This is a genomic window from Domibacillus sp. (assembly GCF_031181085.1).
Taxonomy (GTDB): Bacteria; Bacillota; Bacilli; order Bacillales; family Domibacillaceae; genus Domibacillus.
Window position 1 is genome coordinate 160,631 of record NZ_JAPSLE010000001.1, and the last position, 24,013, is coordinate 184,643.

Consider the following 24,013-nt stretch of genomic DNA (forward strand, 5'->3'; position numbering starts at 1 on the left):
TATGAAATACAATCGGGCGTATGGTACACTAGCAGAAAAAGCAGGTAAGGCAGGTAAGATGATGATTAAATTCGGCTGGGCATTAACAGTTATTGGACTCATCGCTATTTTGAGCGGGCTTCTTTATCCGATGGGCGTCATTCCAAGAAATGCGTTTCTCATCCTGCTCGTTGCAGGCGCACTCGTTATGTTTATTGGATCAATGGTGCGAACGGTGGGCATCTTAAAAAAGAAGTAGTTCTTTTGCTTTTACATGGTGCCAGATTATAATCTTTGTTTATTTTCAAGAAAATGTGGAAATAACGTAAAAGAGACAGATCAAAGGAGGCACATTCACATGACAGAAGAAAACAAACAGTCCAATGACTCAATAGAGCAGCAACGAAAGAAAGAGCGCGGTGAAGATATCGAACCGCAGCGCGCACAGGATAAAAAGGAAAAGCGCCCTGAAGATAAAAACCCTGACGATTTCGAATAATCGTCAGGGTTTTTTATTTTCCATGAAAAAAAGGAGCTGGATGGAGAAAAGTATGTCAAAATAAATGAAGCAGAGGATAATAGAAAGAAGGATCAATGTGAACGAATTTATTTATACAGTGAATTATAGTGAGGAAGACGAAGAACTGGCTGAAATGGAGCTGCGCGCTTTTTTCGGTTCGTCTGCCTCCGGGCCGGTAGTGAAAAGCAGTGTCGATCTGGATGTAAATCGAAGCCCGTTTATACGAGAAAAAATAGAAGTGCTTCTTGAGGCGGATTCGGTGGCTGACATCGTTCAAAAAGCTGGCAGCATCGATATAGGAAGTGAAACATTTAAAGCGATTTTTGTAAAAACGAACGACCTTCCGCCTGAAAAAAAGGTGGAATACCAGGAACGGCTGGAAATTGAACGGGCCATTGGCTGGGAAATTATTGGGGAAGCGGACTTGAAAAATCCGGATCACCTTTTTGGCCTTGTGGCTTGCGGCGGACGCTGGTATCTGGGGCGTTATGAGAAAAACAAGCGTGTATGGATGAAACATATTCAAAAGCCGCGTGAATATTCAACAGCGCTCAGTGCCCGGGATGCACGGGTCATGGCGAATATTGCTGTACCGGAGCCCGAAGGCATTCGGGCTATCGATCCATGCTGCGGGATCGGGACTGTTTTAGTGGAAGCTTTATCAATGGGGATGGACATTGAGGGGCGCGATATCAATCCGCTTGTTGTCGGAGGCTCGCGTGAAAACCTGGCTTACTTTGGCCTCGAAGGCTGTGTCACACTCGGACCAATTGAAGAAGTAGAAGAGCATTATGATGTAGCGATTGTTGATATGCCATATAATCTGTATACACATGCAACGCCTGATGAGCTGCAGTCCATTTTAACGCATGCACGGCGCATTGCCGACAGGCTCGTTGTCGTGTCTATTGATCCGATTGAAGAAATGGTTGAGAAAGCAGGTTTTGCTATTCAAGACCGTTGCATTGCAAGAAAAAGTACTTTTTCCAGACGCATTCTTTCCTGTTCATAAGAAGGCCCTTCCCTTCAAGTGTATCAGACTGCAGACAAATTATATGGACGACCGTACATATGAGTAGGATGGATCGGCTGCACTTTCCATGGGGCAGGCGCTGAGCCCGACTTCGCCTGGCAGCTCAACCGGTCTCCGCTGCGGCTAGTCCCATAGGAGTCTGCGCCGTCCGTGGAACGCGAAGTCCGGCAGGCTTCACTTATCGGCTCTTTTCTAAAAGCGAAAGACTTTGTTTACACACTAAGACATTTCAGTTGAAATGTCTTTTTTTATTTGACATAATGTAAAGTTTTATTTAGATAATTGTAAATATTCTCATTTATTTCCGCCGATCATGCTATAATTCCTATATTAAAAAAATAGTTTAGGGGGCAGTTGAATGAAAAAAGCCTGGACAGTAGGAACCGTTATTGCAGCAGGATTATTTGTGCCGCAGATGGCACAGGCAGCCGAGGATACTGTAAAGCTGCGTATTGTAGAAACATCCGATCTTCATTCTAATGTAATGAACTATGATTATTATAAGGATTCGGCGACAAACGCCTACGGGCTTGCTAAAGCGGCTGCCTTAATCAAACAGGTGCGCGTGGAAGCAGACAACAGCATGCTTTTTGACAACGGCGATTTAATTCAAGGAAGTCCGCTCGGTGATTACGTATATAACAACGGATTAATGAAGGAAGGCTATATTCACCCGGTATACAAAGCGATGAATCATCTTGGCTATGATGCAGCAACAATCGGCAACCATGAATTCAACTACGGGCTTGAGTATATGGCTACAGCGCTTAGCGGAGCAGCATTCCCATACGTAAATGCGAACGTTTATGACTCGGAAGGAAATCCTTATTTTACGCCGTTTAAAATCATTGAAAAAGAAGTAAAAGATATAGACGGAGAAGTACATACAATTAAAGTCGGCGTTACCGGTTTTGTACCGCAGGATATTATGAAATGGGATGCCAAGCACCTAGAAGGAAAACTTGTGGTGGAGGACATTGTAAAGTCTGCTCAAAAGGTGGTGCCGCAAATGAAGGAAGCGGGAGCGGATGTGATTGTGATTCTTTCGCATTCCGGCATTGCCGAGTATGATCAGAACGGCGCCATGAAAGAGTATACAGAAGGCCTTGAAAACGCTTCTTATTATTTAACGAAAATTCCAGATGTGGATGCTGTTTTAACAGGCCACCAGCATTTGAGCTTTCCGAATGCGGCCAAGCCGTCTTTTCCGGATGGAAGCGGTATCGATAACACAAATGGGACCATTAATGGTGTTCCGACAGTTATGCCTGGCTCATGGGGCAATAACGTTGGGCTGATTGATCTCCAGATTCAAAAAGTGAACGGAAAATGGGATGTAACAAGCGGAACGGGTTCGCTTAAGCCGATTACATCCGGTGATGTGACTGTAGAAGCGGATTCTGCTGTTGCAGCATCTGTTCAAGCCGAGCACGAAGCGACGATTAAATATATGGAGACACCAGTAGGGGAGCTCAAAGGAAATTTGAATACGTACTTTGGTCTTGTGCGGGATAATGCGGCAATGGAAATTTTAAACCGGGCACAAACGTGGTATGTAGAAGATGCACTGAAAGGTACGCAGTATGAGAACCTTCCTGTTCTTTCAGCAGCGGCACCATTTAAAGCAGGACGCGGCGGCGTAGAAGATTATACGGATGTCCAAGCAGGTACGCTCGTGCTGAAAAACATTGCGGATCTGTACCTATACGACAACAATGTCGTCAATGCCATTAAAGTAAACGGTGCCACTTTGAAAGAGTGGCTTGAATGGTCAGCAGGACAGTTTAACACGATCGATCCGGCAAAAGGAAATGGACAAGCACTGATTAACCCGGACTTCCCGACCTACAACTTTGACGTGATCGACGGCGTTACCTATGAGATCGATGTGACATCTCTGCCGAAATATGACAAAGGACAAAATGTGATCAATGCATCGGCAAACCGAATTAAAAATTTGAAATTTAATGGCCAACCGGTAACAGATGGGATGGAGTTTATCGTAGCCACCAATGATTATCGGGCAGCAGGCAGCAAGCTGATGAACCCAGGCGGCGTAAACACGGTATTAAAAGCACCGGATTCCAACCGCCAGGCGGTAATGAATTATGTAAAAGAATTCAAAGAAATTGACGCAGCAGTAGACAACAACTGGACGTTTGCCAAAACAAAAGCGAAAGCAACGTTCACCTCTAATCCAAAAGCAGAAGCGCTTGCCGGAGAAACGGATAACATTACGTATACGGGCAAAATCGATGAAAAAGGATTTGGCATTTTTGAGCTTGACTTAAACAAAGGCACAGCAGGTGCGCCGTCCTTTGCAGACGTGCCAGCGGATCACTGGGCAGCTGAGTATATCGCGGCACTCGCTGAAGCAGGCATTATTAAAGGCAAAACAGATACAACATTTGATCCTGAAGGCGATGTGACACGCGGCCAGTTTGCGAGCATGCTTGTCCGTACCATGAAATGGACGGCCCAAAAAGAAACACCGTTTGTCGATGTAAAGGGCCGGCTGAAGCAGGATATTACGGCTGCATTCGAAGCAGGTGTTGTGAAGGGCACAACAGCTAAAACGTTTGAACCGGCTAAATCGATCAGCCGTGCCGAGATGGCAGCCATGCTCGTGCGCGCTTATGAAAAAGAACACGGAGCAGTCAAAGTAACGGGCTCTATGCCGTTTAACGATGTAGGCCAATACCGCACATCTATTCAACAATCCATCCAGAAAGCGTATCAGCTCGGCTTGATGGAGGGAACAGGCAAAACATTTAAGCCGGGCGACACGGCAACACGGGCCGAGGCGGCAAAAGTGCTTTATTTGCTCGGCCAAAAATAAATATGACACTTGTCATATTTATTGTATGACGGGTGCTACTGCACAACACGTTTTCTTTCCGCTATAGTAAAGTTATTACTGAGCGGAGGGAACGTAAACATGAGCAAAGAACATACAAAAATTTTACGAAAACAAGTAGCCCCCTATGAAAAATCTGATACGCATAAAAGCATCCTTCAATTAATCAATACAATTGGCCCGTTTTTGCTGGTCTGGTTTCTTGCATACCAAAGCCTGCAAATTTCCTACTGGCTGACACTCGGGTTATCGGTAATCGGTGCCGGGTTTATTACACGCATCTTTATTATTTTTCACGATTGCTGCCACCACTCCTTTTTCAAAAACCGCAAGCTGAACCGGGTAGTAGGCACGATCACAGGTGTTTTAACGTTTTTCCCGTATGACCAGTGGCAGCACAGCCATAATGTCCACCACGCAACAAGCTCAAATCTTGACAAGCGCGGTACAGGAGACATGTGGATGCTGACGGTTAATGAATATTATGAAGCGCCATTGAAAACACGTATTGCCTACCGGTTATATCGCAATCCATTTGTCATGTTCGTTATTGGTCCAATATGGGTGTTCTTGATCACCAACCGTTTTAACGTGAAAGGCGCCCGCAAAAAAGAACGCATGAACACATACTTAACGAATGTGCTTCTTCTTCTTGGCGTCGCTCTTATGTGCTGGCTCGTCGGCTGGCAGGCGTTTCTTCTTGTACATGGCCCGATGTTCTGGATCGCCGGTGCGATGGGTGTATGGCTGTTTTATGTGCAGCATACCTTTGAGGATTCGTACTTTGAAGAAGATGAACATTGGAGTTATGTAAAAGCAGCAGTAGAAGGAAGCTCGTTTTACAAACTGCCAAAGCCGCTTCAATGGATTACCGGTAATATTGGCTTTCACCATGTGCATCATTTAAGCCCGCGCGTGCCAAATTATCAGCTTGAAGCAGCGCACTCAAATTCCGAACCGCTTCAAAGTGTTCCGACTATCACACTCTGGACCAGTATCCAGTCTGTAAAGTTTCGCCTTTGGGATGAGGAACAGGATAAATTCGTTACATTTAAACAAGCTAAAAAAACATATGGCTCACTTGGTAAACGAAGTGCCATTCAGTAGTTTGAAAAGCTGTCCCCACTCAAGTGAGGACAGCTTTTTTATGGTAAAATAAAAATAAAAAAGGTGTCGTATGAAAAAAAGATTCGCATCGTTTGGGAAAAGCTCCGGCTTGTCTCCTTATATATGGATTATTTTAAGTCTGCTGCCGTTTTATTTTATTTTTCAGTCGTCGTCGACGAATGAAATTGTCATCGGCATTACATTGACGATTTTGTTTTTTATCAGCTTCAGGTTTGCTTTTTTATCATCCAGGTGGCCGGTTTATCTCTGGGTCTGCCTTCTTGTCGGTATTTCTGTAGCCATGACGGTTATGTATCAGTTTATTTATTTTTCATTCTACATTGCCTATTACAATGGAAATATCCGTAAGCGTGCGGCTTTTATAACGGCTTACGTGATCCACCTGGTCAGCACCATTGGTTCTATTAACTATAACCTTGTGGTTCAGGACCCGCTGTTTATTCAGCAGATTCCCATTATTGTCATCGTATTTATTGGCATTGTGCTGCTGCCCTTTTCATTGTACAACCGAAAAAAACAGGATAAGCTTGAAGCTGAGCTGCAACTTGCCAACAATCGGATTGCTGATCTTGTGAAACAGGAGGAACGCCAGCGGATCGCTCGTGATCTGCATGATACGCTTGGCCAGAAGCTTTCCCTCATTGGATTAAAAAGCGATTTGGCGCGAAAGCTGATCGGAAAAGACCCGGAACGGGCAAAGGGAGAGCTGCTAGATGTGCAGCAAACGGCACGAACCGCACTGAATGAAGTGAGAAACCTTGTTTCGTCCATGCGGGGCATCCGAGTGAATGATGAAATTGTGCTTGTTCAGCAAATGCTGCGGGCTGCACAAATTGAGTATACAGGCGCTGATTCTTTTCAGCTTGTAAATGTATCGCTGTTTGTGGAAAATGTGCTCAGTATGTGCATGAAAGAAGCGGTAACGAATATCGTAAAACACAGCCAGGCCTTTTCCTGTCATATATCGATTGAGCAGCTTCAGGATTCCGTTCGAATGACCGTAAAAGATGATGGTGTAGGGCTCAGCCGCCAGGATATTGGAAAAGGAAGCGGACTGCCTGGTATGCGGGAGCGGCTTGAGTTCGTAAATGGAAGTTTAGAGATCCGAAGTGAAAATGGCACAGTTTTAGTTATGACGGTACCGAACAATGTCACACAGCATGACAGGGAGGGAATGAAATGATTCGCATTGTCATTGCTGAGGACCAGCGCATGCTCCTTGGGGCACTTGGGTCGCTGCTCAGCTTGGAAGATGATATAGAAGTGGTTGGACAAGCTGCAAATGGAGAAGAAGCTGTTGCACTTGTGCGGGAGCTGCAGCCGGACATTTGTATAATGGATATTGAAATGCCGCTGAAAACAGGGCTTGAAGCGGCTGAAGAATTAAAAAATGATGCATGCAAGGTGATTATTTTAACGACATTTGCCCGTACAGGCTACTTCCAGCGGGCGCTAAAAGCAAAAGTAAGCGGGTATTTACTAAAGGACAGTCCAAGCGATGAACTGGCGAGCTCCATCCGTAGTATTATGAATGGCCGAAAAGTGTATGCCCCGGAATTGATGGATGACTTATACAGTGAGGAAAATCCGCTGACGGAACGTGAAAAAGATGTGCTGGCTCTTGTTTCAGAAGGAAAAAGCACAGGAGAGATTGCGAAGCAGCTGAATTTAAAAAACGGGACCGTCCGCAATTACATCTCTACGATTTTCGATAAGCTGGAAGTGAAAAATCGAATAGAAGCCATTTCTCAATCTAAAGAAAAAGGCTGGTTTAAATAAAGGATAGCGTGCAGAAGCACGCTTTTTTTATGGAAGAAAAAGAGATGAGGGAGGCCATTCGCTCATAAGATAAAAAAGTACAGAAGAAAAAGGAGGACAAGCTATGAGTTTATTTTTAGGCGCTGGTATTGCACTGGCTGGCTATTTTATCGGAGACGGGCTTAAAAATTGGAAAAATCCATCTGAAAAAACGTTTATCGATCATTTCAAGCGAAGAGGTCAGTCTGAGCTTATTCAGGAGGATACTTTGCATCGTTTTTTTGGCGCACCGAAGCAGGATACGAAAGAACTGCTTCAAAAATATCGGGATATTCCGTCTATTGATGTAAATGGAAAAACGTATTTTTCAAGAACTTCTCTCCGCCAGTGGCTGGCAGCACGTAAGATTCGTTCCGATTAACAGGCTCCAAGCTGTATAAATAGCGCTCATCTGCCTAAGACTAAAGAAAAAAAGGAGGGATAAAGTGGATACAAACCTGACATTGATCCTCGGAAAAATAATGGGAGAACTATACGATCTTCAAAGCCGGCAGGGCATTGACAAAGCCGATAAAGGCCATATTTACGGACTTAAAAATGGATTTGAAGAAGCGCTGACGAAAGAATTCGGGGAGCTCTCCGTTGTCCGGAAAGAAGAAGTGGAGACGGTGTACCGATATTTTTCTCCTTTTATGGAGACAAAGACGGAAACAGACGAGCTTCCCCCCATTGAAGAAATGCGGGCACAGATGGAGAAAAAGGGGATTTCTCAAGACCGGTTTATTATCATTTTAAGATACTTGAATGCATGTGACAGGATCAATGTTGATGTAAACCAATTTGGAGACTTTATGTTAATAGGCGGACATGACGAAAAGTAAGCATCCTTTAAGGGTGCTTTTTTCATTTTATTTTCACTTTCTTCCGCTACGATAAAAGGGAGATCACGTTACAAAGGAAGTGCGATAGATGGAGCAGGAAATGGATGAATGGAAAAAACTGATGCTGATTCACAAATTTGCGCTGGATGAAGTAAATACGAAGCTGAATATTTTAAATGAAGAGTTTCAGCATATCCACCAGTATAACCCGATTGAACATATTAAATCGCGATTGAAAGATCAGCATGGCATCATTCAAAAGTTAAACCGAAAAGGTTACGCGTTAACCCCGGAAAATGCACGGCGCCATGTGCACGATATTGCCGGCATTCGCATTACATGTTCGTTTGCATCCGACATCTACCATGTGCTGCAAATGCTCAAGCAACAGCGGGATATTCAACTTGTACATGTAAAAGATTACATCAAACAGCCGAAACCAAACGGTTATCAAAGTTTACATGCGATCATTGAAATCCCTGTTTTTATGGCGGCTTCAACCGAAAAAACGATAGTTGAAGTGCAAATCCGTACGGCTGCGATGGATTTCTGGGCGGGACTGGAGCATAAGCTGTTTTATAAATTTGATGGTATCATTCCGCCCCGCCTGCAAAAAGAACTGAAAAGTGCAGCGGACACGATGACCGCGCTCGATCAAAAAATGGAAGCGATCAAGCAGGAAATGGATTTTGTTAAAAACGGCGGAACATTCATTTGACTTTCACCGTTTTTTCACTTTTGTTTCTTATACTGAACTCGGAAAATAAATAGCAGGGAGAGAAAAAATGAACGCTTTAAAAAAAGGAAAAACGTATGTATGGGCTGCGATTATCGCAGCAATAGCGTCGGCTGGATTCTTTTTTGCCACAGCCGGCAGCAGTGCAGAAACGATTGCGGAGGTAGGCGGAACCAAAATTACGAAAGACGAGTTGTATGATTCACTCGTAAAAATGTACGGGGCAGACGCAGCGGAATCGTTAATTGCGGACAAGATTGTGGAAAAAGAAGCCACTAAGGAAAAGGTGCAGGTAACGGATAAGGAGATTCAAGAAGAACTGGACGCAACCATTGAGTCGTACGGAGGAGAAGAAGCGTACAAGTCAGCGCTTGAATCAAGCGGTATGACCGAAGCAGATATGAAGGAAGAAATTAAAGTATATCTTGAGACGGTGAAACTGCTTGAGCCGCGCATCGAAATCACAGATGAAGAAATCGAGACCTATTTTGATGAAAATAAAGATACGTTTACCACATCTGAACAGGTAGAAGCCAGCCACATTTTAGTAGATGACGAAGCGACAGCAAAAGAAGTTACAGCGAAGCTTGCAGACGGGGGGGACTTTGAATCGCTGGCAAAAGAATATTCTACCGATACAACAAGTGCGGAAAATGGTGGTGAGCTGGGATACTTCGGTACAGGGGAAATGACCGAGGAATTCGAGAAAGCCGCTTTTGCGATGGAGATTGGTGAAATCAGCGAACCGGTTAAAACCGATTACGGCTATCATATTATTAAAGTAACAGGAAAGAAAGAAGCGAAAGCCGCTAACTTGGAAGACAGCAAAGAGGAAATTAAAGAAACGCTCAAGCAGGAAAAAATGTCGAGTGAATATACAACCTGGCTGGAAGAAAAAAAGAAAGATTATGATATTTACAATTCATTTGAATAAAAGAAAGAACTCTGTCCTTGGGGCAGAGTTTCTTTTTCTTCTCGACAGCATGGGTCTTGTTTCTAAAAAAAGTGGGTATGGATAAAAGAAGATGGGAGAAAACGGCTTTTGGGGACGTTGTTTTGCAGCCCTTTTTCTTCAAACAGATTAGTTGTGAAAACAGCGAAATCGTACGTATAATGAACAATTAATACGGCAACAATGAACAGTATTTCCGAATAAAAGGAGGAACAAAGAAAGAGGCATGAAAGTCATCGCCACCATTTTAAGTGTTGTAGCAGTGTGTGTGGCAGGTTTCGCGATTTGGATTTATTACCCGCAATATCAGATAGAACAATTAAAAGAAGGACCGCAGACGCTTGCAAGTGAGCAGAAAGAGACATATATCGATTATTTCCGCGAAAGTGACAAGCAGGTACTTCGCCACCTGGCAATTGGAGATTCTATTATTACCGGTTTTGGTGCACCGCCGAAAGAAAATCTCGTGAAGTCTTTTTCGGAGAGCCTTGAGTCATCCATCCAAAAAGAGGTTGAATTCCAAAACGAAGGCATTAATGAAATTACAAGTACTGAATTAAACCGTCTCGTGCAAGGCGGCGAGTTTGATGACCAGATCAAGAAAGCGGATATTGTGACGATTAATATTGGCGGCAATGATATTTTGCAGCTTGGCTTCCAAAAAGGGTTTTATGAGGCTGTTCAATCCGTGGATTCGCTTCAAAAAACATTTAATACCAATATGACCGACATCATGGAGCGGGTGCATACGTTAAATCCGGAAGCCACGGTTTTGCTTTTAGAATTGTACAATCCGCTTGATAAAGAATTTGAATTGTATTCAATGGCAGACCGGCTCCTGCCAAGATGGAACCTTCAATTTTACGAGCTGGCAGCCAAGCACGATTATGCGGTTGTCGTTGATACAACTGAAGTAATCAATAGTGAAACACCGCAGAATGTGTCAGATGATGGGATTCATCCAAACGAGTTTGGCTACCATGCTATTGCGGATCAAATGCTGTTTCAGCTTCAGCAGGAAGTACGGTAAAAACGAGCGGGCTTTTGCTTGGAAAGAAAGCCCGCACCTGTTAGGATGAAACAAAAGGGGGATTTGCATGAAACCGAACCGGCTGAAAGGATCTATGAAAATTGCGTTAGGATGGGATGGAAGCGCTTCGCTTTTTGACCTGGATATGATGGCGCTGCTTGTAGATAGGAGGAACCGTGTGCGCTCAAGTGAACATATTGTTTTTTACAATCAGCTCACTGCTTTCGACGGAGCGCTTCTTTTATCGAGCGATAATCAAACAGGAGCCGGCAGCGGTGATGATGAAGAGCTTTACGTACAGCTGTCGATGCTTCCTGATACAGTGGATAAAATTGTTCTTGCCATTGCCCTTCACGAATCGGGCGGGCGGACATTCTGCGATGTGAACGCTGCATTTGTCCGGATGATCAATGATGAAATAAAAGAAGAAATTGTCCGGTATGAATTAGGAGAAGACTTTTCGGACGCAGCTGGCGTCGTGATTGGTGATGTCCGACGGGCAGAAAGAGGCTGGAGAATCGTTTTGACCGGAAGTGGTGTATCCGGCGATTTTCAGTCTATTTGTCGTGCGTACGGCCTCACATCCTTGCCAGAAGGGTTTTTCAATAAGAAAAAAGGAATGAATAAAATCTCCCCGCTGCATATTGAGAAGCTGTTTTAAATAAAACAGCTTTTTTAGTTGTGTTTTTTATTTAAATCGTGCACGATTTAATCGTAGAAGATTTAAAAAAGATTAAAGGAGTTTTCGAATGAAACCTATTTTTGAAACAACAATTATTAACACAGGCGGACGCGATGGAGAAGTTCATTCACCGGACAACATTTTTAATTTAGACGTTGAAAAACCACAGGCACTTGGCGGCAATGCGACAACCGCTACAAATCCAGAGCAGTTATTTGCAGCGGGCTACAGTGCATGCCTTAACAGTGCACTTGAATTGATGCTTGAACAGGGAGGTGTTGAATTCCACAGCAGCCAGGTTATAGCAACCATTGCTCTTTACCCGGACACAACCGATAAAGGTGTTAAGCTTGAAGTGTCCATTGAAGGAGTAGACCAAGCAACAGCAGAGGAATATGTGAACAAAGCGCACCACTTCTGCCCATATTCAAAAGCGATCAGCGGTAACGTTGATGTTGAATTGTCTGTAAAGCAATAAGGAGGAGGGAGTTCTGTGACAACTGTTTACGATTTTAGCGTTAAAAAACCGAACGGCAATGAAATGCCGTTAAAAGAGTACGGGGGCAAACCGCTCTTGATTGTCAATACGGCAAGCAAATGCGGATTTACGCCGCAGTTTGGCGGCCTGCAGTCTTTATATGAAAAGTACAAAGACGACGGTTTTGTTGTTCTCGGGTTTCCGTGTGATCAGTTTAACAACCAGGAATATGACGATATCAATCAAACGACCGAATTTTGCCGGGTAAACTATGGTGTTACGTTTCCCATCTTTGCCAAGGTTGATGTAAATGGTGAGGATGCACACCCGCTGTTTGTTCACTTAACAACCGAGAAAAAAGGAATGCTGTCCAAAAAAATCAAATGGAATTTCACAAAATTTCTCGTCGACCGAAACGGGCAGGTTGTCGAGCGGTATGCACCACAGACAAGCCCTGAAAAAATAGAAGAGGATGTAAAAAAAATCCTATCATGAATGATTTCCGCTCACTGAACAGCCAGCTTTGTTTTGCTGTTTATGAAACAGCTGGCGAGTTTAACAAGCTGTATACAAGCGTATTGCAGCTGTTTGGACTTACGTATCCGCAGTATTTGGTGCTTTTAGCTTTATGGGAAAAAGATGAAGTAACGATGAAAGAGCTTGGTGCAAAGCTCGACCTTGGTACTGGAACACTGACACCGATGATTTCACGTATGCAGGAAAATGGATGGGTGCGTAAAGAGCGCTCCAAAGAAGATGAACGAAAAGTATTTATCTATTTAGAAGAAAAAGCGCACCAGCAGCAGAGGGCTATTACGAAGCGTGTCGCAGAGGAAATCGAACTTTGTCAAATTAACGTGGACGAATACAAAGAATTGATGACCAGGCTTAATGATTTGCATCAAAAACTCAAAAAAAGAACAAATTCCGCTGATGCGTAGTGCATCGGCGGAATTTTTTTGTTGTCATGTTTCGGACAGGTCGCGCATATCGTATTACGGGAAAGGGTGATGCGCATGTGTGGCATAACAGGCTTTGTACATTTTAATCAAGAGCTTGCCAGTAAAAAAGAAACAGTCCGCCAGATGGCGCAGACACTTGAAAAACGGGGGCCGGACGATTTTAACATTTGGACAGCGGAACATGTAGCATTCGGTCATACGCGGCTTGTCGTCGTAGATCCGACAGGCGGGATCCAGCCGATGACGCGCGGAACGTACACCATTGTATACAACGGTGAGCTGTACAATACGGAAGAAATCCGGGCTGAGCTCAAAAAGTGCGGCCACTCATTTCAAGGACATTCGGACACGGAAGTGCTGCTTTACTCATTTATCGAGTGGCGTGAAAAGTGCCTGGAGCGGCTAAACGGCATTTTTGCGTTTGGTGTGTGGGACCAAACACGTGGGGAGTTATTTATGGCACGTGACCGGCTCGGTGTGAAGCCGTTATTTTATACAGAAAAAAATGGCGCGTTTATTTTCGGCTCAGAAATCAAGGCGCTGCTTGCCCATCCAGATGTGAAACCGGAACTTGACCGATTAGGCTTTATGGAGCTGATCGCGATCGGACCGGGCCGTACACCGGGACAGGGAGTGTTTAAAGGGATAAAAGAGCTTCGGCCGGCGCACGCGCTATCTGTAAAAAAGACCGGGGTGAAAGTATGGAGATACTGGAATGTACAGAGCGCCCCGCATGCTGATTCCCTTCCTGAGACAGCCCTGCGTGTCCGGGAGCTGCTGCAGGATGCCGTAATGCGTCAGCTGACGGCAGATGTACCGGTGTGTACCTTTCTGTCTGGAGGGGTAGATTCCAGTGCAATCAGTGCATTTGCAGCTCAGTTTTTCGACACACCGCTTCATACGTATTCGATTGAGTACGAAGACAACAGCCGCTTTTTCAAGCAAAACGTTTTTCAGCCGGGGGAAGACCGGCCATGGATCGAAAAAATGCAGCAGCACATTGGCTCCGTTCATCACACAAAAGTGATTGATCAGGAGACATTGGCTCATGCATTAAAAGAAGCCATGTGCGCGCGTGACCTCCCGGGCATGGCCGATGTGGATTCGTCCCTGCTTTGGTTCTGCCATGAAATCAAGCAGGACTTTACTGTCGGCTTGTCAGGAGAGTGTGCAGATGAAGTGTTCGGCGGGTATCCGTGGTTTCACCGGAACGGATCAGAAGAAGGATTTCCGTGGATTACCTCCATGCAAGAAAAATCCCAGCTGTTAAACGATAAATGGCGGCAGGTTCTTCCATTAAAAGAATACGGACGGGAGCAAAGCGGCAAACTGCGGGACGAGACACCAAAGCTTGATGGGGAATCAGATGTGGAGCGTCAGCGCAGAGAGCTGTTTTATTTAAATATGGTATCATTTATGACCGCACTTTTGGAACGAAAAGACCGGATGAGCATGGGGGCAGGACTGGAAGTGCGTGTACCGTTTGCGGATCACCGGCTTGTTGAATACGTCTGGAACATACCGTGGGAGATGAAAATGGCAGACGGGCGTGAAAAAGGCATTCTTCGAAGAGCACTGAATGGTGTTCTGCCGGGAGATGTGCTGTATCGGAAGAAAAGCCCGTATCCAAAGACGCATCATCCAGCGTATACAGCAGCCGTGTCAAGCATGCTGCAGGATATTTTAAAGAAGGATACACCACTCTTGCACTTTTTCTCAAAAGAAGGACTTGAGAAACTCGCACAGACCGGCGGGGCGTCTTTTCAATATCCGTGGTTTGGCCAGTTGATGACTGGACCGCAGCTTGTTGCTTATTTTATTCAAATGCACGAATGGTTTGAAGAATATTCTGTTAGGTTTTATGACAAATAAAATGTTTTTGAGCAGGAAATCGGGGAATATAGTAATCAAATACGAAAGGAGTGCTGAAAATGAAAACAAATAAAATGACATGTGTATATAGAAACGGGCAAGGTGAGTGGAAACAAGGCGAGTCGTTCGAAGAAGAACTCAAGCTCGGCGAAGGCACTCACTTTCATATCAAGTGCGGCGAAACATCAAAGTTTTACGAAATGGTTTCAGACCGTTATATAACAGATCGAAAAGACCGCCAAAAAACATTTTATAAATTTGAAACACCCGATGGCTATAAAGCAGGAGACCGCTTTTTCAGCGTTGCTTATATAGACCATCGCAATCAGGATATTACATTTGATATTCACAGCGAATAAACCTGCTTTACATGTTTTTATCATAAAAAAGGGGTTATTCCAAAGTCATGGGAGTGGACTTTTGGGGTACCCCCTTTTTATGTGTTAAAGAGACTCCAGTTTTTTCACACTTACTTTTTACCTCAAGTGTCTGGCTCCCGCCTCTGTAAATCCCTTGAAGAGGGCTGACATCTGTATAGTCCCGGCCAATGCCAATTCGAATATGATTTTCTAGTGCTTCTACATTATTGGTTGGATCAAGCCCAATCCAGCCAATTCCAGGCACCATCACTTCTACCCAGGCATGGGAAGCTGAGTCGCCAATAAATTCCGCATTGTCTCCTGTGTATAAATAGCCGCTGACATATCTGGCTGGGATCCCTTTTTTTCTAAGCATGCCGAGCATAACATGCGTATAATCCTGACAGACGCCTTTTTTCAAAGCGAAAGCTTCCTGGGCCGTTGTATGGACATTCGTGGCTTCAGTATCATACGTAAATGTCTTATGCAAATACTGCATTAATTCCAGTGGAAATTGAACAGGATTTTCAATATTACCGACAGACTGCGTCATTTCTTCTACTTGTTCCGGACTAAGAAAGGTATATGTATTTTCCTTTAAAAAAGGAAGATAGTGCTCTTTGAACCGCCTTGAATGAAAAATGGACTTCATTTCAGAAGAGTATTCAATTCGTTCAATAAACGGCGCCCGCTGAATGCTGACAACAGAAGTCGTTTTTACTTCTAATGAGCGGTGTTTTTGCGGGATAAGAAAGCTCTCCACGGTATTTCCCCACAAATCTATACTTTCTTTTGTCATAGAAGGAGGAGTAATATCAATCTGATAAGAAAGTAGGTGCTGGCATTCGTCCGTACTTGGTTTTAAACGAATATGGTTCATGCTTTGGTCCACATCGTTTTCGTATTCGAAAATATTAGTATGGGTAATTTCATACTTCATAAAGCCATCACTCTCCAAGTGCGTTGGTTTATTCGTTCACATAATAGATTCACGCTCCATTAAATAATACGTCTCAGAGAATATTTTGCCAAATTCTATGCAGCGATCTAACGATTGAAGCAGGAAATCTTCCATTTCTTCTTCTGCCAGGCTGTTCAGGTAATCTTCATGAAACTCTGTCATCATTGTATCGAGCAGCGCATACATCCGCCAAGAATAATGGGACACTTTTTCATTTTCTAATTTTTTGATGGCTTCCCAAATATGGTCTATACAGTAGCGGATCGAGCGTGGGAAAGAGACGTCTGTCACGAGAAACTTAATCACACAATCCGGATTGATAATAGGAGAAAAACGGTTAAAGTATGTGTCAGCTCCGTTTACAAACTGCAACGCAGAACGCCAGGCAACATCATCGGTCGCAGTGTCGCCAGCCTGTTTTGATTTTTGGTAAAAAACGTGCAAAATACGCGCTGTTTTCTCTGCCCGTTCAAGCCATCTGCCGATCTTCATAAAGTGATAAGGAAGATCACGTGCCATAGAAGCGTCTACCACACCTGTTGCGGTAAACGATGTTTTTTTAATTTGATTTAAAAAGAAATGGATATCCGGAAGAGAGCAGTTTACTGTCTGAGGTATCTTCGGAAGAGACAAATAAAATTCATTCCAGACCTCCCACAGCTCATTCGGGATATGATTGCGGGTAATGCGGGCATTTTCGCGAACGATTGACACGGTATTTACGGTCGAATTTATATTTTCTTTTGAAAATGTTAAGTAATTTACTATGTTATCTAATTGTATACTATTACACAAAAAAGAAAATTCCTCTTTTGACGAGCAAATATCAAGAACGGTTTCCCAGTCATCTTGTGCAGCCGTTTCCTGCTCGGATGATTCGAGCATTTTGATCAGCTGCATACTGAGGATGTGCGCGTTTTGCTCTGTTCTTTCACCATTTCTAGACATCCAATATAATGAATCAGCGACTCTGCTTAGCATGCTGTGCTTCCTCCTTTAATACCCAGGTATCTTTTGCTCCTCCGCCTTGTGAAGAGTTCACAACGAGTGAGCCTTCTTTTAACGCAACACGTGACAGACCGCCTGGAAAAACATTAATGTTTTCCCCTTTCATCACAAATACACGAAGGTCTACATGGCAAGGATAAAAGCGGCCATCCTGATAAACCGGTGCTCGTGACAGCTTGATGGTCGGCTGCGCAATATATTGAGTTGGGTTTTCCATAATTTTCTCTTTGAAAATAGCGATTTCTTCTTCAGACGCTTGCGGGCCAATCAACATATTGTAGCCTCCGGAAGCTCCTACGTTTTTAACAACAAGCTGGTCAATATGCTTAAGCACCCATTTGCGCTGTTCAGGATTTCGCAGCATATAGGTTTCAACATTTGGGATAATTGGTTCTTCATCTAAATAGTATTTGATCATATCAGGTACATACGCATAGATCGCTTTATCATCTGCAGCCCCGTTGCCGATGCCGTTTACGATCGAAACATTTCCTGCCCGGTAAGCATCGAGCAGGCCGGGAACGCCTAAACGGGAATCTTTTCGAAATGCCTGTGGATCAAGAAAATCGTCATCAATACGCCGATAAATAATATCAACCCGTTTTAGTCCCCTGATTGTTTTCATGTAGACGATTTTGTCCTTAACAATCAGATCCCGCCCTTCAACAAGAGAAATATTCATCCGCTGTGCTAAAAAACGTGGTCATAGTAAGCGGAGTTATACATGCCCGGTGTTAACAAAACAGCTCGTGGATCGGCGGTTGTTCTTGCATTTTTAGGCAGATGGGACATTAAAGCAGCGTGCAGGTGGCCGATTTGTTCTTCCAGCATGTTAAGGAAATGCTTTGAGAAGAATTCCGGGCAAACCTGGCGCATCACATACCGGTTTTGATATACATATGACATGCCGGAAGGGTTTCGCAAGTTGTCTTCAAGTACCCTATAAACACCTTTTTCATCTTTGATTAAATCAATGCCTGCCAAAAAAATATGGTTTCGAAGCGGGATGTCTACCCCGCCTGCTTGCTGGTAGTAAAAGTAAGGCGGAATAATCCCATCATTCAAAATATTTTGATCATGATAAATGTCATCTAAAAATAAATTTAATGCTTTGACACGCTGCACCATTCCTTTTTCGATTTGCTTCCACTTGTCAGATGGGATAATAATAGGAATAAAATCGAAAGGCAGCGTCCGTTCGGTCCCACCCTCATTTCCATAGACGGTAAACGTTATACCCTGACGTAAAAAATTTAAATTTGCTGTATCCTGTTTTTCTTTTAATTCTTCAGGATTCAATTGTAGAAGAGAGATATAAAAACGTTGGTAATGTTCCCTAGGGTTTCCGTTTTGGTCAATCATTTCGTCGAAATAAGGATCACTATTGTATGGTTTAAACATTGTCAGGACGCTCCTTAAAAGTATTTATTGTAAGAATACAACAACTAATGGTAAATACCTTCAATTTTGTAAAAAAATATTACATAAATATGTGAGATTTTTTTACAAAATTGAAGTGTAAAAAACAATAAAATGCAAACAGAAGATTTGAAAGAAAAGATAGAATTTCTAACATGTAGAAGAAAAAGCGAAAAGTAGTGGGAAAATTCTGTTTAATGAGCCGGACTTTTATGATAAGTTATTGGGAGAAAGTGAAAGGATGGAGAATATGACTCAATTAAAAAATGTAGATATTACAAAGGAAGCAAACATTTATTTCGAAGGGAAGGTGACGAGCAGAACCATTTTCCTGCAGGATGGAACTAAAAAAACGCTCGGTATTATGATGCCCGGGGAATATACATTTTCAACGGAGTTAAAAGAAGAAATGGATATTTCAGCTGGAAAGCTCGAATACAAGCTTCAAGGCAGTGACTGGGAAACGATTGACGGAGCGGGTGTTTTCTTCGTGCCAGCCAATGAAACATTTGAATTAAAAGTACATACAATTGTGGATTATTGCTGCTCTTATCTGTCTGAGTAATCAAGTTGTTTTTTCGTTTTTGGCGCTCCCTTTCGAGCGCTTTTTTTTGTTTAAATTTTTGGAAAAAGGATATAAATAATGGAAATGTGAATTCAATTTGGCGGGGAGGAATAAATGTGGAACACGAAGACAAGAAAAAAACGGGGACAGGTGAAACGGAAGAAACGTTAACAAACCGTCAGGGACATCCAGTTGTAGACAATCAAAACATTCGAACTGTTGGAAACCGTGGTCCGGCAACGCTCGAAAACTATCATTTTATCGAAAAAATTTCCCATTTTGACCGTGAACGTATTCCGGAGCGGGTTGTGCATGCGCGTGGTGCCGGGGCACATGGCTATTTTGAAACGTATGGGAAAGTCGGCGACGAAGATGTTGCTAAATATACACGGGCAAAGGTATTTAAAGGAGCAGGCAAGCGGACACCGGTATTTGTCCGGTTTTCAACAGTTGCCGGAGCGAAGGAATCTCCAGAAACAGCCCGTGATCCGCGTGGATTTGCGGTTAAATTTTATACAGAAGATGGCAACTGGGATCTTGTCGGCAACAACCTGAAAATTTTCTTTATTCGTGATCCACTGAAATTCCCAGATATGATTCATGCGTTTAAGCCAGACCCGGTGACAAACATTCAAAATCCGGAGCGCATGTTTGATTTTGTTTCCAAGACACCGGAAGCGACTCATATGATTACTTTCTTGTTTTCCCCTTGGGGCATTCCGGCAAACTATCGCCAAATGCAAGGCTCGGGTGTTAACACGTATAAGTGGGTAAACGAAGCGGGTGAAGCGGTGCTGGTGAAATATCATTGGGAGCCGTTAAAGCAGGGCATTCGGAACTTAACGCAAAAAGAAGCCAATGAAATTCAAGGAATGAACACAAGCCATGCCACACAGGATCTTTATGAAGCGATTGAAAAAGGTGACTACCCGGAATGGGAGCTTTGCGTACAAATTATGAGTGATGATGAGCACCCAGAGCTTGATTTTGATCCGCTTGATGATACAAAGCTATGGCCACAGGATCAATTCCCGTTCCTGCCGGTTGGGAAAATGGTACTTAATAAAAATCCAGAAAATTATTTTGCAGAAGTTGAGCAGGCGGCTTTTGGGACAGGAGTGCTTGTGGACGGCCTTGATTTTTCTGATGATAAAATGCTCCAGGGACGCACGTTCTCTTACTCAGATACCCAGCGTTACCGTGTTGGAGCAAACTACCTGCAAATTCCGATCAATAAACCGAAAAAGCGGGTTGCGACCAATCAGCGCGATGGCCAGCATGCCCACTATGTAGACGATGGACGGAATCCGCATGTAAATTACGAGCCGTCTATGCTGGATGGCTTAAAAGAAGCAGAAAGAGCCGGTGCAGACCATCAGCCTGCTTACAACGCTAAATTAATAAAGCAGCCGATTGACCGCAAAAACGATTACGGGCAGGCCGGTGATACATACCGGAGTTTTGAAGACTGGGAACGCGATGAGCTGATCAGCAATTTGGTTGATGCGCTCAGCGTATCACACCCGGATATTCAAAAAGCCATGATCGGCCACTTTACAAAAGCAGACGAGGAATATGGCCGCCGTGTAGCGGAAGGGCTTGAAAAAGCAAAACAGAAGATGGACCAAACAGCTGGAGATACCGGTTCAGCGGCAGCGAAAAAAGCGGCAGATACTGCAAAACAAGAAGGCCACGAGGCGGATCCATACTAAAACAACCCCCTTCACCATAGTGAAGGGGGATTTTTGATTTTTATTCGAGTGAACGCAAAACATCTGCTGTGAGTTTCAAGGAACGCAGCCTTGCTTCATGGTCATAGATTTGCGCGTTAATCATTAGTTCGTCCGCGCCGGTTTCTTCGATGAAAGCGGCTAATTTTTTCTTAATGGTTTCCGAACCGCCGATGATAGAGGAACCGAGCTGCTGCTGCAGTGCTGCTTTTTCAAATTCAGTCCAAATGCCGTCCATGCTGTCCACTGGCGGCTGAAGAGGCACCGCTTTGTTGCGGATCAGGTTTAAAAATTGCTGCTGCATGGATGTAGCAAGCCGCTCTGCTTTTTGGTCCGTATCAGCGGCAATAACGTTTACGCCAAGCATAGCATGCGGCTTTTCGAGAACGTCCGATGGGGTAAAATGACGCCGATAAAGGGCGAGCGCCGGCAGCGTATGATCTGGAGAAAAGTGGCTTGCAAAAGAAAATGGCAGGCCTAAATCACCAGCGAGGCGAGCGCTGAACCCGCTTGAGCCAAGCAGCCAGATCGGAATGGACAAGCCTTCACCTGGAACGGCATGAACGTGATTTGTACCGTTAAAGTATCCGCGCAGCTCAGCCAGCTGCTCTGGAAAATCGTGTCCGTCGCTCATATTTTGGCGGCGCAGTGCCCGCATCGTCACCTGGTCCGTTCCAGGAGCGCGGCCAAGCCCCAGATCGATGCGTCCAGGAAACAGGGACTCAAGGGTGCCAAATTGTTCTGCGATAACAAGCGGCGCATGATTAGGCAGCATAATGCCTCCGGAGCCAACCCGGATTGTTTTGGTGGCGGCAGCAATATGGCCGATCACCACGGATGTGGCAGAGCTTGCAATGCCGGGCATATTATGATGCTCAGCAAGCCAGTACCGGTTATAACCCCATTTTTCTGCATGACGGGCGAGGTCAGCGGAACGCTGAAAAGATTCTGAAGCGGTGCTTCCCGCTGTAATAGGAGCAAGGTCAAGAACAGAATAAGAGATAGACATCTATAAACACTTCTTTCATATAAGGTAAGTAAAGGTACTCATTTCTCGTCTGTTTAGTGTAGCAGGAATATTTCGCGTGGCAAAATAAAACGGCTTGCATTTCAGGCGAAAAAGAAGTAAGATACGAATACAGCTGCATTGTACGTGTTTTTTTAATTAAGTTTTAACCTTTAAGCTGTAATAGGGAGTTTAACATTAAAGCGGGATTGACAAGCCTCTGCCGGTTCGGCAGGGAGGACAGACATGAACGTTTTTGCAAACACCCACTTTGAGGAGTGGTGGTTTAAAACTTTCTTATTTTTGATAATACGGCAAAAGCGGCACGAAAAAACCAGCCCCGTTTGGGAGCTGGTTTTTTTGTGCCTGAAAAACAATAAGGAGAAAAAATGTTTAAAACTTTCTATAGGGCTGAAATTGATTCATCAGCTCGTCCAGTTCTTGGCTGAACTGAACAGTCTCTGCATGGCTTAATCCTTTTGTTGTGCCGGATGTAATCATGTCCCGGCGGACTTTTTTAATTTTTTTCATTAACTCATCACGATTTACCAACGTATTCATTTTGAAACCTCCGTGAGTACTTTCCATACTTTTTTTATAAGAGAACAGCATCTAGTATACGAAAAGATCATATTATTTAAAACAGATTCGACAAAACGTATCAAAACGTTACAGATGGAGCGGGTTGTTTGATAGAAAGGAGAAATTTTCGAAAAAAGAGCAGCAGAGAAAGAGAAGAAAAGCCGGCTTCAAAAAAAACCGGCTGCAGGATTAAGAACGGAAAAATGCTTTGTCCGTATTGTATTTCGCTTCGAACGTATTAATAATGTAGGTTTCATAAATATCCCGTTCCATCGGGTTATCCACTACAAGAACAACAATTTTGTGAACGTCATCACGGTGGTTTTTAATGTCGGATACATTATCTTCAAAATGTTTGCGGATACGCATGCGGAGTTTACGGGCTTTACCCACGAACAGAAGACGGTCCTGTGCATCATAAAAAAGAAAAACGCCTGCTTTATCACGCGGAATTTTATGATAATCGGTAAATCCGTACTCGCGTGCGATTGGCGCTTCACTTGTGTCCTCCGGATTCCGTTTTCTTGTTAAAATGTAGTCAGCCTGAGGCAGTTCAATGTTAATCAATGTGAATCACTTCCTATTCCTTTGCATAATGGTACAATGCTATCATAACAGAGAAGAGAGGGATATGTGTGTCTATTTTTGTTTGGACAGTTATTATTTTACTGTTTATCGCAAGCTTTGCCGGCTTCATTTTTCCAATTGTTCCATCGGTTCTCGTTTTGTGGGCAGGATTTGGTCTTTATTATGTTGGCATTAGCCGCGAGGAATTATCCATTCTTTTTTGGATTGGCATGTTTGTTTTAACAGCGCTTATGTTTTTAGCTGATTTTTTGGCAAACAGCTACTTTGTGAAAAAATACGGCGGTTCCAAATGGGGCGAGTGGACCGCGGTGATTGCTCTTATTGCGGGTTCGTTTATCATCCCGCCCTTTGGGATTTTGATTGTGCCGTTTGTGGCGGTTTTTGCCGTTGAACTCATTGTTTTAAAAAATGTAAAACAGGCTTTTTTTGTTGCGTACGCAACGCTTATTGCTTTCTTAAGCGGAACGCTGGCCAAAGTGGTAATCCAGCTTATTATGATCGGCTGGTTTTTGGCAGAAGCAATCCTGTAGCGGCTCCATGTTTGGATGCTTCCTCTGTAAGGGTATAGAGCATACCATGAAGGAGCATACAGGAGGATTGAGCAATGGCAGCTGAACGGATACGAGTTGGATATATGGAATTAACAGAAGAAGAATCCAATCGCTTGTTAAAAGAAGTGCAGCGTGATGGACGGGCGGAAACACTGGAAGATCTGCAGCAATTGATGGATAAGTATGATGCCCGGATGACAGAGGCGGAAGGTCATCTTCTTGAAGAAGTAATGGAAGAAAAGGAAGAGAAACCTTCTGTAATAGAGGAAGAAATTGAATTTTTTCCAAAAACAGAAAGTAATAAGCGGTATAGGATTAAAGCATCGAAAAAAACAAATGCTTTTGACGAACCGGGAAATCAATAAAAGCAGGCGAA

27 protein-coding genes, 1 other RNA gene and 1 pseudogene are annotated in these 24,013 nt (G+C 43.7%); 23 read left to right on the forward strand and 6 right to left on the reverse strand.

What is annotated here, in order from left to right; translation table 11 throughout:
• Window positions 1-61 precede the first annotated feature (61 nt).
• The 18 genes from RIN81_RS00950 (at window position 62) to RIN81_RS01035 (ending at window position 15,227) form a co-directional block, all read left to right on the forward strand.
• The gene (locus RIN81_RS00950; RefSeq protein WP_309086891.1) at window positions 62-238 is read left to right on the forward strand and encodes a hypothetical protein; all 177 of its coding nucleotides are present in this window, start codon (window positions 62-64) and stop codon (window positions 236-238) included.
• A 99-nt stretch (window positions 239-337) separates the two neighbouring features.
• Window positions 338-478, forward strand: a complete 141-nt coding sequence (locus RIN81_RS00955; protein WP_242232282.1) for a 3-methyladenine DNA glycosylase — start codon at window positions 338-340, stop codon at window positions 476-478.
• A 79-nt stretch (window positions 479-557) separates the two neighbouring features.
• Window positions 558-1,511, forward strand: coding sequence for a TRM11 family SAM-dependent methyltransferase (locus tag RIN81_RS00960; protein WP_375164483.1), 954 nt, complete (start codon window positions 558-560; stop codon window positions 1,509-1,511).
• Between the two features lie 379 nt (window positions 1,512-1,890).
• A complete protein-coding gene (locus RIN81_RS00965; RefSeq protein ID WP_309086893.1) occupies window positions 1,891-4,371 on the forward strand; it encodes a bifunctional 2',3'-cyclic-nucleotide 2'-phosphodiesterase/3'-nucleotidase in 2,481 nt (826 codons plus the stop codon).
• 99 nt (window positions 4,372-4,470) lie between these two features.
• A complete protein-coding gene (desA, locus tag RIN81_RS00970) occupies window positions 4,471-5,496 on the forward strand; it encodes a Delta(5) desaturase DesA (RefSeq protein ID WP_309086894.1) in 1,026 nt (341 codons plus the stop codon).
• 70 nt (window positions 5,497-5,566) lie between these two features.
• A complete protein-coding gene (locus RIN81_RS00975) occupies window positions 5,567-6,700 on the forward strand; it encodes a sensor histidine kinase (RefSeq protein WP_309086895.1) in 1,134 nt (377 codons plus the stop codon).
• The gene (locus RIN81_RS00980; RefSeq protein WP_309086896.1) at window positions 6,697-7,296 is read left to right on the forward strand and encodes a response regulator transcription factor; all 600 of its coding nucleotides are present in this window, start codon (window positions 6,697-6,699) and stop codon (window positions 7,294-7,296) included. The genes RIN81_RS00975 and RIN81_RS00980 overlap by 4 nt, the downstream gene beginning before the upstream one ends.
• Before the next feature lie 103 nt (window positions 7,297-7,399).
• Window positions 7,400-7,696: a DNA-binding protein gene (locus tag RIN81_RS00985; RefSeq protein WP_309086897.1), complete on the forward strand. Its 297-nt coding sequence runs from the start codon at window positions 7,400-7,402 to the stop codon at window positions 7,694-7,696.
• Between the two features lie 64 nt (window positions 7,697-7,760).
• Complete coding sequence (locus tag RIN81_RS00990) at window positions 7,761-8,156, forward strand: hypothetical protein (RefSeq protein WP_309086898.1); 396 nt, start codon at window positions 7,761-7,763, stop codon at window positions 8,154-8,156.
• Between the two features lie 88 nt (window positions 8,157-8,244).
• On the forward strand, window positions 8,245-8,874 hold the full coding sequence (locus tag RIN81_RS00995) for a GTP pyrophosphokinase (RefSeq protein ID WP_309086899.1): 630 nt from the start codon (window positions 8,245-8,247) through the stop codon (window positions 8,872-8,874).
• 67 nt (window positions 8,875-8,941) lie between these two features.
• On the forward strand, window positions 8,942-9,826 hold the full coding sequence (locus RIN81_RS01000; protein WP_309086900.1) for a peptidylprolyl isomerase: 885 nt from the start codon (window positions 8,942-8,944) through the stop codon (window positions 9,824-9,826).
• Window positions 9,827-10,070: 244 nt separating this feature from the next.
• Complete coding sequence (locus RIN81_RS01005; RefSeq protein WP_309086901.1) at window positions 10,071-10,874, forward strand: GDSL-type esterase/lipase family protein; 804 nt, start codon at window positions 10,071-10,073, stop codon at window positions 10,872-10,874.
• Between the two features lie 67 nt (window positions 10,875-10,941).
• A complete protein-coding gene (locus RIN81_RS01010) occupies window positions 10,942-11,535 on the forward strand; it encodes a TerD family protein (protein ID WP_309086902.1) in 594 nt (197 codons plus the stop codon).
• Window positions 11,536-11,623: 88 nt separating this feature from the next.
• Complete coding sequence (locus RIN81_RS01015; protein WP_309086903.1) at window positions 11,624-12,034, forward strand: organic hydroperoxide resistance protein; 411 nt, start codon at window positions 11,624-11,626, stop codon at window positions 12,032-12,034.
• A gap of 15 nt (window positions 12,035-12,049) precedes the next feature.
• The gene (locus tag RIN81_RS01020; protein ID WP_309086904.1) at window positions 12,050-12,529 is read left to right on the forward strand and encodes a glutathione peroxidase; all 480 of its coding nucleotides are present in this window, start codon (window positions 12,050-12,052) and stop codon (window positions 12,527-12,529) included.
• Window positions 12,526-12,975, forward strand: coding sequence for a MarR family winged helix-turn-helix transcriptional regulator (locus tag RIN81_RS01025; RefSeq protein ID WP_309086905.1), 450 nt, complete (start codon window positions 12,526-12,528; stop codon window positions 12,973-12,975). Before RIN81_RS01020 ends, RIN81_RS01025 begins: the two co-directional genes overlap by 4 nt.
• A 75-nt stretch (window positions 12,976-13,050) precedes the next feature.
• The gene (gene asnB, locus RIN81_RS01030; RefSeq protein WP_309086906.1) at window positions 13,051-14,868 is read left to right on the forward strand and encodes an asparagine synthase (glutamine-hydrolyzing); all 1,818 of its coding nucleotides are present in this window, start codon (window positions 13,051-13,053) and stop codon (window positions 14,866-14,868) included.
• Between the two features lie 59 nt (window positions 14,869-14,927).
• Window positions 14,928-15,227, forward strand: a complete 300-nt coding sequence (locus RIN81_RS01035; RefSeq protein ID WP_242232266.1) for a hypothetical protein — start codon at window positions 14,928-14,930, stop codon at window positions 15,225-15,227.
• A gap of 34 nt (window positions 15,228-15,261) precedes the next feature.
• On the opposite strand, the gene RIN81_RS01040 is transcribed toward RIN81_RS01035, so the two are convergent.
• The 3 genes and pseudogenes from RIN81_RS01040 to RIN81_RS01050 all read right to left on the reverse strand — a co-directional run bounded on the left by RIN81_RS01040 (window position 15,262) and on the right by RIN81_RS01050 (window position 18,597).
• The gene (locus RIN81_RS01040; protein ID WP_309086907.1) at window positions 15,262-16,167 is read right to left on the reverse strand and encodes a transglutaminase family protein; all 906 of its coding nucleotides are present in this window, start codon (window positions 16,165-16,167) and stop codon (window positions 15,262-15,264) included.
• Between the two features lie 36 nt (window positions 16,168-16,203).
• The gene (locus tag RIN81_RS01045; protein ID WP_309086908.1) at window positions 16,204-17,169 is read right to left on the reverse strand and encodes an alpha-E domain-containing protein; all 966 of its coding nucleotides are present in this window, start codon (window positions 17,167-17,169) and stop codon (window positions 16,204-16,206) included.
• Window positions 17,150-18,597: pseudogene (locus RIN81_RS01050) on the reverse strand (circularly permuted type 2 ATP-grasp protein). Before RIN81_RS01050 ends, RIN81_RS01045 begins: the two are co-directional and overlap by 20 nt.
• A 268-nt stretch (window positions 18,598-18,865) precedes the next feature.
• On the opposite strand from RIN81_RS01050, the gene ppnP reads away from it, so the two are divergent.
• Together ppnP and RIN81_RS01060 are read left to right on the forward strand one after the other, a co-directional pair.
• Window positions 18,866-19,180, forward strand: a complete 315-nt coding sequence (gene ppnP, locus RIN81_RS01055) for a pyrimidine/purine nucleoside phosphorylase (protein ID WP_309086909.1) — start codon at window positions 18,866-18,868, stop codon at window positions 19,178-19,180.
• 95 nt (window positions 19,181-19,275) lie between these two features.
• Window positions 19,276-20,892 (forward strand): catalase, encoded by a 1,617-nt coding sequence (locus RIN81_RS01060; RefSeq protein ID WP_375164484.1) that lies wholly within the window; start codon window positions 19,276-19,278, stop codon window positions 20,890-20,892.
• A gap of 40 nt (window positions 20,893-20,932) precedes the next feature.
• On the opposite strand, the gene RIN81_RS01065 is transcribed toward RIN81_RS01060, so the two are convergent.
• Window positions 20,933-21,919 (reverse strand): LLM class flavin-dependent oxidoreductase, encoded by a 987-nt coding sequence (locus RIN81_RS01065; protein WP_309086910.1) that lies wholly within the window; start codon window positions 21,917-21,919, stop codon window positions 20,933-20,935.
• A gap of 127 nt (window positions 21,920-22,046) precedes the next feature.
• On the opposite strand from RIN81_RS01065, the gene ssrS reads away from it, so the two are divergent.
• Window positions 22,047-22,247: non-coding RNA, 6S RNA (gene ssrS / locus RIN81_RS01070), on the forward strand.
• A 62-nt stretch (window positions 22,248-22,309) separates the two neighbouring features.
• Here ssrS and RIN81_RS01075 read toward each other — a convergent pair.
• Together RIN81_RS01075 and RIN81_RS01080 are read right to left on the reverse strand one after the other, a co-directional pair.
• Window positions 22,310-22,477 carry an aspartyl-phosphate phosphatase Spo0E family protein gene (locus tag RIN81_RS01075; protein WP_242232260.1) on the reverse strand — a complete coding sequence of 56 codons (168 nt, stop codon included), beginning with the start codon at window positions 22,475-22,477 and terminating at the stop codon, window positions 22,310-22,312.
• A gap of 210 nt (window positions 22,478-22,687) precedes the next feature.
• Complete coding sequence (locus RIN81_RS01080) at window positions 22,688-23,065, reverse strand: nucleotide excision repair endonuclease (protein WP_309086911.1); 378 nt, start codon at window positions 23,063-23,065, stop codon at window positions 22,688-22,690.
• A gap of 68 nt (window positions 23,066-23,133) precedes the next feature.
• Between RIN81_RS01080 and RIN81_RS01085 the strand changes: the two genes are divergently transcribed.
• Both RIN81_RS01085 and RIN81_RS01090 read left to right on the forward strand, forming a co-directional pair.
• The gene (locus tag RIN81_RS01085; RefSeq protein ID WP_309086912.1) at window positions 23,134-23,616 is read left to right on the forward strand and encodes a DUF456 domain-containing protein; all 483 of its coding nucleotides are present in this window, start codon (window positions 23,134-23,136) and stop codon (window positions 23,614-23,616) included.
• A 74-nt stretch (window positions 23,617-23,690) separates the two neighbouring features.
• Entirely contained in the window at window positions 23,691-24,002 is a 312-nt protein-coding gene (locus RIN81_RS01090) for a hypothetical protein (protein WP_309086913.1), read from the forward strand.
• The last annotated feature ends 11 nt before the right edge of the window (window positions 24,003-24,013 follow it).

Excerpts from the sequence above, each read along its gene's own strand:
- RIN81_RS00950 (WP_309086891.1), top strand. The coding sequence starts at position 62 with ATGATTAAATTCGGCTGGGCATTAACAGTTATTGGACTCATCGCTATT.
- RIN81_RS00955 (WP_242232282.1), top strand. The coding sequence starts at position 338 with ATGACAGAAGAAAACAAACAGTCCAATGACTCAATAGAGCAGCAACGA.
- RIN81_RS00965 (WP_309086893.1), top strand. The coding sequence starts at position 1,891 with ATGAAAAAAGCCTGGACAGTAGGAACCGTTATTGCAGCAGGATTATTT.
- desA (WP_309086894.1), top strand. The coding sequence starts at position 4,471 with ATGAGCAAAGAACATACAAAAATTTTACGAAAACAAGTAGCCCCCTAT.
- RIN81_RS00975 (WP_309086895.1), top strand. The coding sequence starts at position 5,567 with ATGAAAAAAAGATTCGCATCGTTTGGGAAAAGCTCCGGCTTGTCTCCT.
- RIN81_RS00980 (WP_309086896.1), top strand. The coding sequence starts at position 6,697 with ATGATTCGCATTGTCATTGCTGAGGACCAGCGCATGCTCCTTGGGGCA.
- RIN81_RS00985 (WP_309086897.1), top strand. The coding sequence starts at position 7,400 with ATGAGTTTATTTTTAGGCGCTGGTATTGCACTGGCTGGCTATTTTATC.
- RIN81_RS00995 (WP_309086899.1), top strand. The coding sequence starts at position 8,245 with ATGGAGCAGGAAATGGATGAATGGAAAAAACTGATGCTGATTCACAAA.
- RIN81_RS01000 (WP_309086900.1), top strand. The coding sequence starts at position 8,942 with ATGAACGCTTTAAAAAAAGGAAAAACGTATGTATGGGCTGCGATTATC.
- RIN81_RS01005 (WP_309086901.1), top strand. The coding sequence starts at position 10,071 with ATGAAAGTCATCGCCACCATTTTAAGTGTTGTAGCAGTGTGTGTGGCA.
- RIN81_RS01010 (WP_309086902.1), top strand. The coding sequence starts at position 10,942 with ATGAAACCGAACCGGCTGAAAGGATCTATGAAAATTGCGTTAGGATGG.
- RIN81_RS01015 (WP_309086903.1), top strand. The coding sequence starts at position 11,624 with ATGAAACCTATTTTTGAAACAACAATTATTAACACAGGCGGACGCGAT.
- RIN81_RS01025 (WP_309086905.1), top strand. The coding sequence starts at position 12,526 with ATGAATGATTTCCGCTCACTGAACAGCCAGCTTTGTTTTGCTGTTTAT.
- asnB (WP_309086906.1), top strand. The coding sequence starts at position 13,051 with ATGTGTGGCATAACAGGCTTTGTACATTTTAATCAAGAGCTTGCCAGT.
- RIN81_RS01035 (WP_242232266.1), top strand. The coding sequence starts at position 14,928 with ATGAAAACAAATAAAATGACATGTGTATATAGAAACGGGCAAGGTGAG.
- RIN81_RS01040 (WP_309086907.1), bottom strand. The coding sequence starts at position 16,167 with ATGAAGTATGAAATTACCCATACTAATATTTTCGAATACGAAAACGAT.
- RIN81_RS01045 (WP_309086908.1), bottom strand. The coding sequence starts at position 17,169 with ATGCTAAGCAGAGTCGCTGATTCATTATATTGGATGTCTAGAAATGGT.
- ppnP (WP_309086909.1), top strand. The coding sequence starts at position 18,866 with ATGACTCAATTAAAAAATGTAGATATTACAAAGGAAGCAAACATTTAT.
- RIN81_RS01065 (WP_309086910.1), bottom strand. The coding sequence starts at position 21,919 with ATGTCTATCTCTTATTCTGTTCTTGACCTTGCTCCTATTACAGCGGGA.
- RIN81_RS01075 (WP_242232260.1), bottom strand. The coding sequence starts at position 22,477 with ATGAATACGTTGGTAAATCGTGATGAGTTAATGAAAAAAATTAAAAAA.
- RIN81_RS01090 (WP_309086913.1), top strand. The coding sequence starts at position 23,691 with ATGGCAGCTGAACGGATACGAGTTGGATATATGGAATTAACAGAAGAA.